The organism is Streptomyces sp. NPDC013187 (genome assembly GCF_042899705.1).
Classification (GTDB): Bacteria; Actinomycetota; Actinomycetes; order Streptomycetales; family Streptomycetaceae; genus Streptomyces; species Streptomyces hawaiiensis_A.
The window spans coordinates 135,242-150,291 of record NZ_JBIBAF010000010.1; the positions used below are offsets into that span (position 1 = coordinate 135,242).

Below are 15,050 nucleotides of genomic sequence, written 5' to 3' on the forward strand. Positions count from 1 at the left end.
CTCAAACCGAGGTCAGTGGCCGTGCATGAGCGATGAGCAGCGCGACATCGTCATGGTCGGCGGGCTTGCGCAGTTCCCGGAGCAACCGGTCGCAGGTCTCCTCGGCGGACCGGCACGGCGGGGACAGCAGACGCAGGAGCTCGTCCAGACGCCTGTCGATGGGGTCGTCCCGGGTCTCGACCAGTCCGTCGGTGTACAGGACGAGTTGATCACCGGGGTTCATGTCGACGGTGGAGGTCTCGAAAGGACCGCTGCCCACTCCCAGCGGGGTCCCGGTGGGCAGGTCGAGCAGTTCGGGGGGCCGGCCGGCCCGCACCAGGACCGGGGGCAGGTGGCCCGCACAGGCCACCTGCAAGCGGCCGGCGTGCGGATCGTGGACGGCGTACACGCACGTGGCGATGTAGGGGTCCAGCCCCTGTGTGATCTTGTCGAGATGGGTGAGGATGCGGCTCGGCGCGAGGTCGAGGTCGGCGAGGGTGGAGGTCGCGGTGCGCAACCGGCCCATGGCGGTGGCCGCCGGGATACCGCTGCCCATGACGTCGCCCACGGCCAGAGCGGTTCGGTCGCCGCTGAGCGGGATGATGTCGTACCAGTCGCCGCCGACCTCGCTGAAGGCCTGTGCGGGCCGGTACCGGGCGGCGATCTCCAGGCCGGGGCGGCGTGGCGAGGGGCGGGGCAGCAGGCTGCGCTGCAGGGTTTCGGCGGCGCTGCGGATGTGCTGGTGCAGGACGGCGTTGTCGATGCTCAGCGCGGCGGAGGAGGCCAGCTCGCAGGCGAGGGTGAGATCGTCCTCGCCGAAGGGCTGCGGGTTGCGCGCCCGGGCCAGGCCCATCACGCCGATGATCTGTCCGCGGGCGATGAGGGGGACGGCCATGTCGGTGTGGACACCGGCCTGGGCCAGCAGTCCGGCCGCGGCGTCGTCGGCCGCGATACGGCCGAGGTCGCCGCTGTCGAGGTGGGTGATCAGCAGCGGTTTGCGGGTGCGCAGGCAGTGGGCCGCCGGATGGTCCGCGTGGTAGGTGGTGAGGTGGCCGGGCGCGATGATCGCCTCGGAGGCCCCGGTGGGGTAGGCGGTCTTCACCGCCAGCGCCCGGAACAGCGCCGGGCCGTCCCCACGGTCCGGGCGGCCCGTCCGCAGGACGGAGTCCAGGATGTCCACCGCGATCATGTCGGCCAGGTCGGGCACCAGGACGTCCGCCAGTTCCTGGGCGGTCCGCTCCACCTCCAGGGTGGTCCCGATGCGCGCCGAGCCGTCGGCCATCAGGCGCAGGCGCTGCTGGGCCCGGTCGGCCTGCCTGGCTGCCTCGTACCGGTCGGTCACGTCCACCACCACGTTGGCGATCCCCAGCACGTGCCCGCTCTGGTCCTCCAGCCGGTAGAGCGACACGGCCCAGGCGTGGTCGTGGTCCGGGTCGGCCCGGGTCCGGCCCACCACCTGCTCGTCCACCAGGGGCATGCCGGTCTCCAGGACCTCCCGCATCTGGTTCTCAGCGGTCGTGAAGGGCGCGCCGGGCAGGATCTCCCGGAAGTGGCGGCCCACGTGGTCGGCCTCGGGGACGCCGTGCATCGAGGCCAGGGCGCCGTTGACCGCCACGTACCGCAACTCGGTGTCCAGGACGGACAGTCCGATCGGCGCCTGCGTGACCAGTTGGCTGGAGAGGGCCACCTTGCGTTCCACCTGCCGCACCGTGGCCCGGTCGGTGGCGAGCCCGAGCGCGTAGTGATCGCCGAGGTTGTCCGTCAGCCGCATGTTGCGGAACTCAACCGTCCGCGTACTGCCGTCCTTGAGCCGGACGGGAAACGGCCCGGCCCAGCCCCGGCCGGTCGCCATCACCTCGGCGAACAGCCCCATCCCCGCTTCCCGGTGTTCGGGATGCAGCAGCAGGGCGGACGCGTACTGCCCGACCGCTTCGTCACCGGTGTAGCCGAACAGTTCCTCGGCCTGCGGACTCCACATGTCGATCCGGCCGCCGGCCTCCACCAGCACCGCGGCGACACCCAGCAGGTCCATCAGCCCGCTCGGGTCGGATGCCGGATCCGGCGGATCACCCGCCCGCTCCGAAGACTGGTTCGCTCGGCTCATCACATTCGCCCTTCAGGCCTGTCGACCCCACCGGCGCACCCGTCTGCCCGAGCAGATGCTCACGGCGGCCGGTCACTGGTCGGCAGCCGTTCACGATCCGGGTCCGGCTCGCAGGTCGGTTCTTACCCGTCCAGCCTTCCACAGGTCTCGGCTTCGACCGAGGAGATCGGCAGCCCGTCGTGCGGAGTGGGGAGCCGCCGCCCCAGGCGTGCGAGCGGGGACAGGGCCATGACCACGGGCGACAGCATCATGCCTGCGGCGGTCACCAACAGGCCGGTACGCAGCCCCCACTCCCCCGCGAGGAACCCGCCGGCCAGGGACCCGATCGGGGTCAGCCCCATGCCCGCACACGTGATCGTCGCCGCTGCGCGGCCCTGCATCCCGACCGGGGTGACGGCCTGCCGGACAGCCATGAGCGTGACGTTCACCAGCTGGCCGCCCAGCCCGAACACGAAGCCCACGGCGAGGAGCACGGGAACCGTGACGGCAGAGGAGCCGTCCAGGGCGGGCACGCACAGGAACACGCCGTCGCCGAGGGCCGCCGCACACATGACCACCGTGCCATGACCGAACCGGCCCGGCAGTCGGGCGGCCAGCAGCGAGCCCAGGAGCGCGCCCGGCCCCGCCGCCGCGAGCGCCAGCCCCACGACGGTGGCCGGCAGGTGCAGTTCCCGGGGCAGGAACAAGAGGTAGACGGTCATCATGGCCGCGAAGGAGAACTGGAACGCTGCCGAGGCCAGGCAAACGGCTCTGAGGAAGGTGTCGCCGACGACGAAACGCAGGCCCTCATGGATGCGCCGCCAGACCCGCGGGGGCTTCTCCTGACGCGCCGGCATCGATTCGGCTCGGCGGATGCGCCGGATCGACAGGAACGACAACGCGAAGAACAGCGCACCGGAGGCGGCGGCAAGGGGCGCCGACAGCAGGGACACCAGCGCACCCCCCAGAGCCGGACCGCCGATCTGGGCCGCGGACCGGCTGCCCTCGAGCGCGCCGTTGCCCCGCACCAGTTGATCGCGTTCCACCAGTCGCACGAGAGACGCCTGGTACGCCACGTCGAAGAACACGGACAGGGCCCCGACGGTGAAGGTGAGCGTGAGCAGGCCTGGCATTCCGAGCCCGCCGACGAGGGCGGCCAGGGCGACAGCGCCCAGAGCCAGGGCCCGGCCGGCGTCGGCGAGCACCATCGTCGTGCGGGTACGCCATCGGTCGACCCACGCACCGACGAACAGCGAGAGCAACAGGATCGGCGCCTGCCCCACCGCGCGGAGGACGCCCAGCCGGCCGGCACCGGCGTCCAGCGTCAGGACGGCAAGGAGCGGCAGGATCACCAGGGTTGCGTGCTCGCCGACTTGGGACGCTGTCTGCCCCCACCAGAGTCTGCGGAAGTCGGCGTCCCGCCACAGACCGGACGGAGCGGGTCGAGCGGAACCGGATGCAGCCGACGGCATGGGAATCCTTTGTGTTGCCGACAACGAGGCCCGCCACCGGGCCCGGGAACAGGCTCCTCGGCGGTTCGGGCGGGAGAAGGCTCGCTGTGCCGCAACATCAAAGGCAGCACGCGATGACAGGCCGTCATACGGTCTACGACGTCAACGCGCGCTCGGGAAACCGACCATGTCTCAGCTCCTCGTGAGTGACCGGCTGCGCCCACACCCTAACCGGCAGAGGGCCGGCGCAGAAGGCGGCGACCTTCGCCGTGGTGGCAGGGGCTGGACGGCACCGGCCGGTAGCCCGCCCGTAGCCATCGGTCGCGTGTCCCGGACGGGGCCCGGTGCCCGGCCGTCGGGGCTGATTCACACTGGATGACGGCGAAGCAGCGCGTGGCCAGGACGCGCTGGACAGCCACCGTGGGCGGAATCTTCACCGGCGGTGTGCTCGGCACGCTGTTGCTGGTGCCGCTGGGGCACGGGGCGAGCGCTGCTCGTCATCGCGGCGACGGTGCTGCTCCTCGCGGTGGCGGGCATGGTCGCACCGCCCGGTGGGGCGGAACCGGCCAGGGCCGGATGAGAGGAGCGGACGAAGCCGCGGCGTGGCCAAGGCCGGTTGAGAGGGGCGGACGAAGCCGCGGCGTGGCCAAGCCCGGTTGAGAGGGGCGGACGAAGCCGCGGCGTGGCATGAGTTGAAGGCGGTCCCTGATTCGCGCTCCCCCTGCCGCGTCGGCAGGATGTAGGCCATGACCGAGATCCGCACACCCCGTCTCCTGCTGCGCCGATGGCTCGACGACGACCTCGTCCCCCTGTCCGAGATCCACGCCGATCCGGTGGTGATGCAACGCATCGGCGACGGCTCGCCGCGCTCCCTGGAACAGACCGCCGAGGACATCGAGGCCTGGGAGGAGGAGTGGGACGAGGAAGGCTTCGGGATGTTCGCCGTCGAGCTCCTGGGATCCGGTGAGCTGGCGGGCGCCGTCGGCCTCTCGGTGGCTGACTCGCCGGCCGAGATCTCCGGCAGGGTCGCGATCAGCTGGCGACTCGGGCGGGTGTTCTGGGGCCAGGGATACGCCTCCGAAGCGGCGCACGCCACCCTGGAGTTCGCCGTGCAGGACCGCGGCCTCGACCGGGTGGTGGCCGTCTGCCGCACGGGCGACAGAGCTTCCGCGAACGTACTCGACAAGCTCGGCATGCAGACGGAGGGAGTCGCGCGGCATCCGGACCACGATCACGACCTCGCGGTGTACGGCATCGACCTCACGCAGTACCAGGGATAGCACCCGCGGCCGGTCCCCGGCCCGGGTCGTCGGCGACCGGGCACACAGCCGGTTCCGACGGAGCCATATGTGAACGGGTGTCGGCCGTCAGCGGGCCCGCACGGCCGCGTCGAGCAGAGGGCCCAGTTCCCGGGCCACGGTCGTCAGGGCCTGGACGTCCTGCTCGGCGCGGGCGAGCAGGATCGCCCCCTCCAGGCTGCTGATCATGAGCGTGGCCAGTGCGCCGGCCCGTTCCGCGGGCACACCCATCTCGGTCAGGGCCTCGGCGACCGCCCCGGTCCACGTCGCGAAAGCCGCGGACGCGGCCGTCCGCGTGGAGGGGACCGACTCCGCGCAGTCCACCGTGGCGGCCGCCACCGGGCATCCGCCGGCGAAGCCGGCTGTCTCGTACTCGTCGGTCCACTGACGCACCATCGCGGCGAAGAGTCCGCTCGGCGTCGGCTCGGGCAACGAGGCCAGGAAACGGGCGATACGGCCCGCCGCGTATCCGCCTGCCCAGCCCACCGCCTCGTCGACCAGCTGCGTCTTGCCGCCGGGGAAGTAGTGCTGGAGGGATCCGCGTGGTGCTGCGGCGTCGACGGCGACCTCGCGCATACCGGTGGAGTGGACGCCGTCGCGGCGAATGAGCTGGGCCGCGCTGAAGACCATCCGCTCACGCGGTCCCCGTTCGGCCTTCGCCATCTCGGCCTCCATCCGTTCGCTCGCGCCTCGTTCCCGGGCCATCAGTCTATGACCGCGGTCATAACCAGGGCTACTATGACCGTCGTCATAGTCGAGGGCCGGGGGTGGCGGCTCGACCCCGCGCCGGCCCGGGAAGGCGGTACGTCATGTACGTCGGTTTCATCGGTCTGGGGGTCATGGGGCAGCCCATGGCGCTGAACCTCGCCCGGGCCGGGACACGTCTGGTGGTCTGGAACCGCACTGCCGAGCGATGTGAAGTGCTGCGCGCCGCCGGCGCCGAGGTGGCGGCGGACACTGCCGAGGTCTTCCACCGGGCGGCGAACGTGTTCCTCATGCTGGCCGACGAGGAGGCCGTGGACGTGGTGCTGGGGCGTGGCACACCGGACTTCGCCCGGCGCGTCGCCGGCCACGCCGTCGTCCACATGGGCACGACCTCGGCTACGTACTCCCACGGCCTCCAGGAAGACATCCGGGCCGCGGGCGGGCGTTACGTCGAGGCCCCGGTCTCCGGCAGCCGTGTCCCCGCCGAGCGTGGCGAACTCGTGGGGATGCTGGCGGGCGACGACGACGCCTTGGCGACCGTACGGCCCCTGCTCACTCCGATGTGCCGTGAGACGTTCGCATGCGGAGCCGTCCCGGGCGCGCTGCTGCTGAAATTCTCGGTGAACCTGTTCCTGATCACCCTGGTCACGGGGCTTGCCGAGGCGTTCCATTTCGCCGAGCGGCACGGGCTCGACCAGCGTCTCCTCCGGGACGTCCTGGACGCCGGGCCCATGGCCAGTGCCGTCTCCAGGGGCAAGGCACCGAAGTTGCTGGAGCGTGACTTCTCCGTGCAAGCGGCCGCCGCGGACGTCCTGAAGAACAACCGCCTGATCGCCGAGGCCGCCCGCACGGCAGACCTGACGTCACCGCTCCTTGACGTGTGTCACGCCCTGTACGACGAGACCGTCCGGCAGGGCCATGGTGACGAGGACATGGTGGCCGTCCTGCGCGCCTTGGAGGCCCGGACCGCGAAAGGGCGACGCTGCTGAGCGAACGTCGATTCAGGTCCGCATCCCGAACAGGAAACGTGTCACGCGCAGCCGGCGCACCAGAAGTTCGTAGGCGAGCAGGGTCAGGGCGAGGGACATCGCCACCAGCACCACGTACTCGACCGCGATCGGCGCGGACCAACCCACGACGACATGGGCGACGGCGACGACGATCGGCTGGTGAAGAACGTAGAGCGGCAGTACGGCGGCGGCGAGGTAGCCGTAGACGTGCTGACGCCGGGTCCGATCCGCTGACGTCACCGGGGTCGTCTGCGTGAAGGGGTCGTCTGCTGTGGTGAAGCCGGCAGCAGCCGAGATGAACAGCAGCACGCCGAGGCAGGCCGCCGGGCGCGCCTCACGCCGCATGGCGGTACGGAAGCGGTCGTCGGCGGCCAGGAGAAAGCCGGCGGCGAAGAAGAGCAGGTACGACCAACGGTGCCAGCCCGCATAGTCCTCCTCCATGCCGACGAAGGCGCAGACAGCGGCGAAGAGGAGGGCCGGGACCAGCAGCACGCCCCGCCGGTGCAGCGTCGCGGCCGCCACGCGATCCACGGCGCGTCGGGCAGACTCGTGCGGCAGCCGGCGAGGGAGAGGGGCCAGCATGAGGGAGAACGTCAGCAGGAGCACGTGCCAGGCCCCCAGGCCGGAGATCAGGAACAGCAGCGGCATCGCCCAGACCACACCGAACCCGGCGATGACGGTGACGACTTCCGTGGTCTCGGAGTTCGTGACGTAGAAGTCGCCCTCGGTCGCGAACATCAGTGCCGAGTGGAAGAAGATCAGTCCGATCACCACCAGCATGCGTATCGCGTCCAGCTCCGGCCGCCGCTCCGACGATCCGGACGGTGATTCCGTGGGCGCCGCCATGCCGCGTCCTCCCCCGACTCGCGTCCGTGGCACCCATGGTGGCGGGGAAGGCCGTCGAGGACCATACCCGCACACGCGAGTCGTTCGAGGGGGTGACGTCAGGCGTGGGACAGGGCGAAGGAGACCAGGAAGCCGCTGACCGTGACCAGCCCGATCGCCAGCTGAGCCTCCCGGAACGCCTCGGGGATCATCGTGTCGGCGATCATGGCCAGGATCGCACCTGCGGCCACGGCCGTCACCCCTGCGATCACCGTGGACGAGAAGCCTCCCAGGACGGCGTAGCCGAGGACGGCGGACACGGTGCTCGCGACCGCGATGGCGCCCCACACGGCGAAGACGTATCCCTTGCCGCGTCCGGCCTTCTTCATTCCGGCCGAGCTGGACAGACCTTCCGGGATGTTGCTGATGAACACGGCCGCGACGGTCACGAGGCTGACTGCCCCACCGTCGAGCAGGCTGACGCCGATCACCGCCGACTCGGGCACTCCGTCCAGCAGTGCGCCCAGCGCCAGGGCCAGGCCCGAGCCGCTCTGCTGCTCCTCGGACGGCTGCGTCTGGTCCGTGTGATGGCCCGACCGCTTGCGATGGCGAGCGCCTCGGCCCGCCAGCCAGAGATTGCCCCCCGTGTAGGCCGCCGCTCCGGCCAGAGTCCCCACAGCCGCCGGGCCCATCCCGCCCTGTTCGTAGGCCTCGCCGACCAGTTCGAAGGAGACGGCCGAGAGAAGCACGCCGGCGCCGAAGGCCATCACCAGTGCGATGACCTTCTGCGACACGCGCATCCCGTAGCCGATCGCCGCTCCCAGCAGGAGAGCACTTCCTGCCAGCAACCCCCAACCACCTGCTTGAATCACCTCGGACATGCCGCGCGTGTACCCACGAGAGTGTGATCGGCACCTTGTGGCCGAGCCGATCCCTCGGTCGAGCAGATACACATCTCCGCTACGCGTCAGCCGGATCCGGTGAGGAGCCGGCACGGTAGCGCCCGCTCACCGGACCCGTCGCCTCCATCTGCCTCCACCCTGTACAGGCGGGCACTCGGTGTCGTACTGACCGCTTCCTCGAGACGTCCGTCGAGGAACAGGGCCCCCACCCCGTCCTCGACCGCCCACCCGGGGGGCAGCATCCCGGCAGCCACTGCCTCCCGGTAACCCGTGCGGCGCCCTGGTTCGCTGTCGTAGTGCGGGCATACCGAACCCGGCAGGAGGCCCAGTCCGTCCCGCAGGAATGTCAGCGGGCCGAAGGAGTCGGTGTGCGAGCCCTCGGCCCAGCAGTTGGCACCGGCACTGATTCCGCACAGCAGCGTTCCGCGGTCATAGGCGTCGCGCAGTATCCGGTCGACTCCGTGCGCGCGCCACACCGCCAGCAGGTTTGCGGTGTTGCCTCCCCCGACGTAGACGACGTCCTGGCTGAGCAGAGACGTCCGCAGAGAATCGTCGTCCAGTTCTCGCCGGAACAGCGGCAGGACGGAGGGCTCGCAGTCGCGCGGCTCGAACGCCCGCCAGAACTGATCGATGTACGCGGGCGCGTCGCCGCTGGCCGTGGGGACGAAGCACACCTTGGGGCGGTCACCCCTCGCGTTGTCGAGCAGCCAGTCGTCCAGCAGGCCGTCCTCGTCCGTCGAAAAGCCTCCCCCGAGGAGAGCCACCCGACGAACTGTCGTGACCACCACCAGTGCCTCCCGAAGGGTGGGTGCTGCGATACGAGTTACGCGCACAGTGCCGTGGGACGAGGACCGTCGGCAACCGGATTGCCGCCCGCCCTGTGTCTTCCGCCGTTCGAGGGATTCGAGACCACGTGTGGTGGTCGTGGCGATGAGTTCTGCGAGCGCGCCGGGTCCATGGGTGCAACGGTCGCCGCACAACAGACGGAGAAAGAGATCACCGGTTCCTGCTCACACCGGTCAACCGCTCACAAGGAGATCGACATGGCCGCCACCTACACCTTCGACGTCTTCTCCAGCCTCGACGGCTACGGCGCCGCCGGCGCCAACTGGACCGGCTACTGGGGCAAGCAAGGACCCGAGCTGCTCGACCACCGCCTCGCCCAGTACAGCGAGGAGCAGCGGATGGTCTACGGGGCCAACACCTATCGGGCCTTCGTGCAGATGCTGGCCACGAGCACCGAGGGGTCCGACGTGCGAGACCCCTGGGTGACGCGGATGAGGAACCTGCCGACGACCGTGGTGTCGAGGACGCTCGAAGGCCCCCTCGACTGGCCGGACGCGACCGTCGCGAACGGTGATGCCGTCGACGTCGTCGCCCGGCTGAAGGAGGAGTCCGATGTGCCGCTGCGTTCGCACGGCAGCCTGTCGATGAACCGGGCGCTGATGGCCGCCGGCCTGGTCGACCGCTTGCAGGTGACGCTCTTCCCCGTCATCACCGGTCGGACCGGGCTGGACCCGGTCTTCCGGGATGCGGCGGACTTCGACCTGGAGCTGGTGGAGCACCGGACGCTCGACGGTCACATCCAGGAGCTCGTCTACCGCCCCACGCTGCATTGACGCCTCGTGCGGCGGTAGCCCCCGGCGGCCTGCCTCAGGCGTTGGCGTGGCGACGCCACGCCGTCCTGCGCGGAGCGGCGTGGTGTACGGGCTCGTCCTTCTGGTCGGCCTCCTGCCGCCTCAGCCACAGGGATGTCATGGCCAGCAACGAGGCGAACACCACCAGGAGCGCCACCGACACCCACATCTGCCTGCTTCCCGGGTCGGCCCACCCCACCGTTGCGGCCGAAGCGGCCCACAGGACGGCTCCCCCGGTGTAGAAGGTGCGCATCCGGCGCAGCTGCCGCAGGGCTCGTACGGACTCAGCGTGATCAGTTTCCGAAGCCATGCCGACGCAGGTACCCCGATCCGCGCCGCCTATCAGCCTTCGGTCATACGCCCCCCCAGGGCGGCATCGAGCTCGGATCGGATCGAAAGTCTCCTGACCTGTTGGCGGGTGGGTCATAGTTAAGGGTTGCCATGGAGGGGCCGGGGCGTCCGGCCAGGGGGGCCGGGGGCCTGTGAGCGAATTTGACCGAATCTTCGAACCTCGGTACTCCGCGACCGAGTTGTTCACCAACCGGGTCGACGAGTACACGGCCTTCGCCACGGCACTTCGTGTGCACGGCGAACGCGTCCGCTCCGGCTCCGCGATCTTGAGTCATGCCGCTCGCCGGAACGTCATGTCCTTCTACGGCGTCGGCGGCATCGGAAAGACGGAGCTGTCCCGGCGCCTGGAGTCGTGGGCGCGGGACGAGCTGCCCGATCCCGGGGAGTGGTCGGGGAACGTTCCGCCTGAGGGCCCTCTGCACTCGGTGCGGATCGACTTCCACGGGAGCCGGGCCGTCAACGCGGTGGACATCGTGCTGCGTCTGCGCGCGGCGGTCGCCGCCCGGGGACGTCGTTTTCCCGCCTTCGACCTCGGTCTGGCCGCCTGGTGGTCGCTGGCGCGCCCGGGGACAGCACTGCCCGACGTGTCGGCCGGCGGATTCGACGTGCGGGGGCAGATCACCGACACCCTCAATGAGACGCTCAGTGATGCCGGGGCGAGCTTCGGGCTCGGCCCTCTGACGGTCCGCACCGGGATCCGCATCGTGGAGGCGGTACGGGAAAACCGGCTCCGCAACCGCACCCTGCGCAGGTGCGAGCCGCTCGTCCACATCGTGAACCAGACACAGCAGGACCCGTCGGACTATGTCGCGGCGACGCTCGCCGGGCTGTTGTCGTGGGACCTGGAGAACCTTGCCGCCGACAGGCGGCCCGTCGCCGTGGCCTTCGCCGACGCCGCCGAGTACGTCCAGGGCGACGACCGCACCCAGGAACGTCTGTTCAACCGCATCGTGCATCTCACGCCGGGCGTGCTGTGGGTGGTCACCTCCCGCAACCGGCTGGACTGGGATTCCCCTCATCTCAACCAGCTCCTCCCGGCGACAGGGCCGCAGACCTGGCCGGGTCTGCGGCTGGAGACGCAGGAGGACCCCCGTCAGCATCTCGTGGGCAAGCTCTCCGACTCCGATGTCGAGCAGTACCTGCGCACCGCGTCGGGCACGGCGGGCAACCCCGAGCTGTCCCCCGATGTCATCGCCCGTATCCGCAGCGGGGCACACGGCCTCCCTCTGTACCTCAGCCTGTCCCTGTCCATCGCCCGGTCCGGGCACGGAGATCCGCTCACGGCGGCGGCTTTCGGCGGCCCCCTACCGGAACTCGCCACCCGGGTCTTCGCCAACCTCCCCGAGCGGGAACGCGAAATCGCCCGTGCCGCCAGCCTCGTCCCCCGCTTCGACGAGGATCTCATCAACCAGGCCACGGACGGACTGCTCGGGGACACGCACCGATTCTGCGGGCGCACGCTGGTCACCCGGGACGACCACCCGCTGTTCCCCTACCGGTTGCACGACGCGGTCCGCGCGGCCATCGCCCACGAGCCGGTCACCGAGCCGGGAGCCTGGGCTCCCGACGACCGTACGGCCATGGCCCGGCGACTCGTGGACGCCCTGGGACGGCGCAGCAGGGCGCTGCTGGGAGACAGCAACCGACGGCTGGACGTACTGGAACTCGCAGCCGGCCTGTGTGCGGAGCACGATCTGATCGCGCCCTGGCTGGCCGACGCCCTCACGGACCTGCCGGGTTTCGCCCGGACCGCCGAACGACTGCCGCCTCCTGCGCAGGAAACCTGGATGGGGCAGCTGTCCGGCATGTTCGACGCGTGGCGTCACGGCAGAGCCGGGCTACGGCGGATCGCCTGCCTGGAAGAGTTCCTCACGAGACCCCTGCGGGCCGATGTCCGAGCCCGTGCGGAGCTCCGGCTGGCCTATCTGCACAGGAACCGCTCCGCCTTCGACCCATCCCTGCGGTTGTTGAAGGGTCTGCTGGCCGAGAACCCGCAGTCGCAGTTCTTGCGCTACCAGGTCGCGCGCGGGCTGCAGGCCAAGGGTGACTTCGCCGCCCTGCACCTGCACCTGTCCGACTACCCCCTGGTCGATCCCACCGCGGCAGTGCGCATCGAGAGCGACCTGGCCTACGTTCGTGGCCTCCTGGACGAATCCGTCGTCGGGCCGGTGACCCGCGGCGCCTACCTCCGTGAGCAGGGCAAGCACCAGCTGGCGCTGGACAACGACGCCACGGTCCTGTGGCGCAGGACTCTGATGGGCCGCAGCACGGTGGACGAATGCGATGCCGTTCTCTCCGAGGCCGACCGGTACGGCGAAACACTCACCATGCGCACCGCCCTCGCCGCCAAATTGATCTGGCAGGCGGGCGACACCGCCGCGGCCCAGGACGTCATCGCCCAGACGGACAGCGTCATCCGGACCGCCTCGGGTCTTCGCGGTTGGCGCGAATGGACGAGCAGAACGCTGTTCGGCCTCTGCCAGGGCGACCGCGCCTACCTCGATGAGCTCCATGAGACATGGCTGTCGCGGGACACCCCCTGGAGTATCAACTCACGCGTGGTCGATCGCTTCTTCGTGTTCGCCGGCTACTCCCCCCGTTACGAGCCCTTGCGGGTCACCGCCACGGAGGACCCCGCGACGGCCGATGAGCGATGGCACGCCACGATCGCCTCCCTTGTGGAGACCTCGCGGCAGGGGCCGGGCTGACGGCCTGCTCGGGTTGGTCCGTGCTTCACAGTCCAGCCGCCTGGGTCAGCCAGGCCCGTTCGTCCTCGCCCAGCCGAAGGTCGGCCAGCAGTTCACCGTCGGCCAGGAGACGCCGCACCCATACCGCGTCGGCGACAAATGCCGCGCGGCACAGGGCCCGTTCAGGATGGTCCTCCTCAAGGCCGCCGACCGCCATGTCCCACCGGCTGTCCGGATCGGTCGGTGCGGACAGGGCGGCGGCCACGAGCACGAGTCCGAACAGCTCGTTGCGGCGCGGAGTCGATGGGTCGGCGGCCAGCCGCAGCAGGTACGGGACGACCGCCGGCATCGTGGCACTGATGGACATCGGTCCTGACATCACGAGCCAGTCCAGTGCTCGTTCGGCCATCTCGGCCGCATCCGCATCGAGCAGCCCGCGCAGGACGACCGGGACGTCGACCGGGCAGCCGGGAATGGACGACCACTCCACGTCCTCGCATCCTTGCAGCGCCGGATGCGGAGCAGCCTCTCGCGTCAGATGTGGGTAGGCCGCCGTCAGAGCCGCTGTCGCGGCCACCGCCGCGGCCTCGTGATCCACCGTGCACACCAGCATGCCTCCCGCGAGCATCCATGTTCACATCAAGTGTGCCTGCTGAGACGGCGATGAGGTTCACGTCGACGGATATCGGGTTGAGGGCCCGGAGAGTTCGGCCAGGTCCTCCGCGCCGTAGCAGTGCGTGCACCCGGAGACGGGGAAGGGCTCTTGTCACGAAGGTCGCAGGCTCGGTCCCCGGTGTGCCGGCGAACCCCGGCGATCCGCGGTCGTGATCAATCCTCGGAGCGCCGACGCGCGAGATGGACGGTGATGTCGGCGGTCATCTCGACGCGCTCCGGAAGAACCCGCATGATCCGGCTGAACACCTGCTCTTGCTCCGAGGCCGGCAGGACGAGATAGGCAGAGATGGTGGAGAGGTGCCCGATGTAGTCGCGCGCGCTCGTCGTCAAGCGCCGTTCGATCGTGGACTGCCGGGTGTCGCTGAACCACTGGGACCGCTGCAGCTCGGTACCCGGCCACTGCATCTCTTGTTCCGGAGGCGTACCGTCGGGCGACGGTATCTCGTCGCTCTCCAGGAACGGTGCCCTCGCCGCGCGAACGGCTTCCTCCACGGCCGGGTCGGCCAGCCGGAACGGGCCGCCGAACGAGGCGAACACACCACCCGGCTCCAGCAGCGCGGCGATGCGTGACCACCGGCCCTCGGGGTTCGTCCAGTGCAGCGCGGCGGCGGCGTAGACCAGCCCGTACCGCTCGCCCGGTCGCAGGTCCTCGAACGCGGCCTGCAGCGTCCCGACGGTGGCCGGTACGTGCTTGCGCAGCTCGGCGAGCATGGACCCGTCGGGCTCCGTCGCGGTGACCACGACCCCCCGCCGGGCGAAGAGCCGGGTCGCTTTGCCGGTCCCGGCGCCGATCTCGAGGGCGGTCCGGACCGGATGGCCCGCGTACCCCATCACCATGTCGAACAGCTCCACGGGATACTCCGGCCTGAACCGTTCGTATGCTTCCGCCGCCACTCCGAAGCTCAACGCACGATCAGACATGCCGGGCATCCTGACACGAGCCGCACCGCCGGTGATGGTCTTTTGCACAGTCTGGACCAAGGCCGGCGGTCCAGGCTTCAGGTGCGTTGCGTGTGGTGGTCCACGCTCGTCCAGCCTGCGGTCACGGTCCACCGGCCTCGTCCCGCCCTCGCCCGGTGGACCGCGGGAGGCACCCCTCGGACGGAGGCGCACCGGCCTGTCGGCCCGCCGTGGCCGGGAGCGGTCAAGGAGCGTCCCCGCGGTAGTGGAAGCGGCACGTCACTCCGGGGCCCGGTGCGTTCGGTGCGCCGGGGCCGGGGTCGTACAGCGCGCGGCCGCCGGGGAACTGCCCGAGCTCGGTGGGCAGGGCGGCCCCGGTGCCGATCTCGTCCGGCGTCCAACCCGTGACGTCCAGGAGCAGCCCGTCCAGCGGCCCTCCGATGAGCTGGGCGTAGGTCCGCCCGGAGCGGGGGCCCGGATCGGGGTCGTCGTGGTCGTGGCCGTAGACCCGGCCGCGCAGCAGTTGCTCGTCGCCGTTCATCCGTTC

14 protein-coding genes are annotated in these 15,050 nt (G+C 70.4%); 4 read left to right on the plus strand and 10 right to left on the minus strand.

What is annotated here, in order from left to right; translation table 11 throughout:
• Window position 1: 1 nt before the first annotated feature.
• Together ACFY5B_RS22480 and ACFY5B_RS22485 are read right to left on the minus strand one after the other, a co-directional pair.
• Window positions 2-2,083: a SpoIIE family protein phosphatase gene (locus ACFY5B_RS22480; RefSeq protein WP_389971844.1), complete on the minus strand. Its 2,082-nt coding sequence runs from the start codon at window positions 2,081-2,083 to the stop codon at window positions 2-4.
• Window positions 2,084-2,205: 122 nt separating this feature from the next.
• Window positions 2,206-3,534, minus strand: a complete 1,329-nt coding sequence (locus tag ACFY5B_RS22485; RefSeq protein ID WP_389971846.1) for an MFS transporter — start codon at window positions 3,532-3,534, stop codon at window positions 2,206-2,208.
• Between the two features lie 725 nt (window positions 3,535-4,259).
• On the opposite strand from ACFY5B_RS22485, the gene ACFY5B_RS22490 reads away from it, so the two are divergent.
• Window positions 4,260-4,793: a GNAT family N-acetyltransferase gene (locus ACFY5B_RS22490; protein WP_389971848.1), complete on the plus strand. Its 534-nt coding sequence runs from the start codon at window positions 4,260-4,262 to the stop codon at window positions 4,791-4,793.
• 87 nt (window positions 4,794-4,880) lie between these two features.
• Here the strand turns inward: ACFY5B_RS22490 and ACFY5B_RS22495 are convergent, their stop codons facing one another.
• A complete protein-coding gene (locus ACFY5B_RS22495; protein ID WP_389972197.1) occupies window positions 4,881-5,474 on the minus strand; it encodes a TetR/AcrR family transcriptional regulator in 594 nt (197 codons plus the stop codon).
• Between the two features lie 146 nt (window positions 5,475-5,620).
• Between ACFY5B_RS22495 and ACFY5B_RS22500 the strand changes: the two genes are divergently transcribed.
• Window positions 5,621-6,505: an NAD(P)-dependent oxidoreductase gene (locus ACFY5B_RS22500; RefSeq protein WP_389971850.1), complete on the plus strand. Its 885-nt coding sequence runs from the start codon at window positions 5,621-5,623 to the stop codon at window positions 6,503-6,505.
• Window positions 6,506-6,517: 12 nt separating this feature from the next.
• Here the strand turns inward: ACFY5B_RS22500 and ACFY5B_RS22505 are convergent, their stop codons facing one another.
• From ACFY5B_RS22505 to ACFY5B_RS22515, 3 genes are all read right to left on the minus strand, one after another.
• Entirely contained in the window at window positions 6,518-7,372 is an 855-nt protein-coding gene (locus tag ACFY5B_RS22505) for an acyltransferase (RefSeq protein WP_389971852.1), read from the minus strand.
• Window positions 7,373-7,470: 98 nt separating this feature from the next.
• The gene (locus tag ACFY5B_RS22510; protein WP_389971854.1) at window positions 7,471-8,232 is read right to left on the minus strand and encodes a ZIP family metal transporter; all 762 of its coding nucleotides are present in this window, start codon (window positions 8,230-8,232) and stop codon (window positions 7,471-7,473) included.
• A gap of 86 nt (window positions 8,233-8,318) precedes the next feature.
• Window positions 8,319-9,017 carry a Type 1 glutamine amidotransferase-like domain-containing protein gene (locus ACFY5B_RS22515; protein ID WP_389971856.1) on the minus strand — a complete coding sequence of 233 codons (699 nt, stop codon included), beginning with the start codon at window positions 9,015-9,017 and terminating at the stop codon, window positions 8,319-8,321.
• 279 nt (window positions 9,018-9,296) lie between these two features.
• Here ACFY5B_RS22515 and ACFY5B_RS22520 point away from each other — a divergent pair, with 279 nt between their 5' ends.
• Window positions 9,297-9,872 (plus strand): dihydrofolate reductase family protein, encoded by a 576-nt coding sequence (locus ACFY5B_RS22520; protein ID WP_389971858.1) that lies wholly within the window; start codon window positions 9,297-9,299, stop codon window positions 9,870-9,872.
• Window positions 9,873-9,906: 34 nt separating this feature from the next.
• Here ACFY5B_RS22520 and ACFY5B_RS22525 read toward each other — a convergent pair whose 3' ends face one another.
• A complete protein-coding gene (locus ACFY5B_RS22525) occupies window positions 9,907-10,200 on the minus strand; it encodes a hypothetical protein (RefSeq protein WP_389971860.1) in 294 nt (97 codons plus the stop codon).
• Between the two features lie 172 nt (window positions 10,201-10,372).
• On the opposite strand from ACFY5B_RS22525, the gene ACFY5B_RS22530 reads away from it, so the two are divergent.
• Complete coding sequence (locus ACFY5B_RS22530; RefSeq protein WP_389971862.1) at window positions 10,373-12,949, plus strand: hypothetical protein; 2,577 nt, start codon at window positions 10,373-10,375, stop codon at window positions 12,947-12,949.
• 25 nt (window positions 12,950-12,974) lie between these two features.
• Here ACFY5B_RS22530 and ACFY5B_RS22535 read toward each other — a convergent pair whose 3' ends face one another.
• The 3 genes from ACFY5B_RS22535 to ACFY5B_RS22545 form a co-directional block, all read right to left on the minus strand.
• Entirely contained in the window at window positions 12,975-13,556 is a 582-nt protein-coding gene (locus ACFY5B_RS22535; RefSeq protein ID WP_389971864.1) for a hypothetical protein, read from the minus strand.
• Between the two features lie 200 nt (window positions 13,557-13,756).
• Window positions 13,757-14,524 carry a class I SAM-dependent methyltransferase gene (locus ACFY5B_RS22540; RefSeq protein WP_389971865.1) on the minus strand — a complete coding sequence of 256 codons (768 nt, stop codon included), beginning with the start codon at window positions 14,522-14,524 and terminating at the stop codon, window positions 13,757-13,759.
• 223 nt (window positions 14,525-14,747) lie between these two features.
• A complete protein-coding gene (locus tag ACFY5B_RS22545; protein ID WP_389971867.1) occupies window positions 14,748-15,044 on the minus strand; it encodes a hypothetical protein in 297 nt (98 codons plus the stop codon).
• Between the last annotated feature and the right edge of the window lie 6 nt (window positions 15,045-15,050).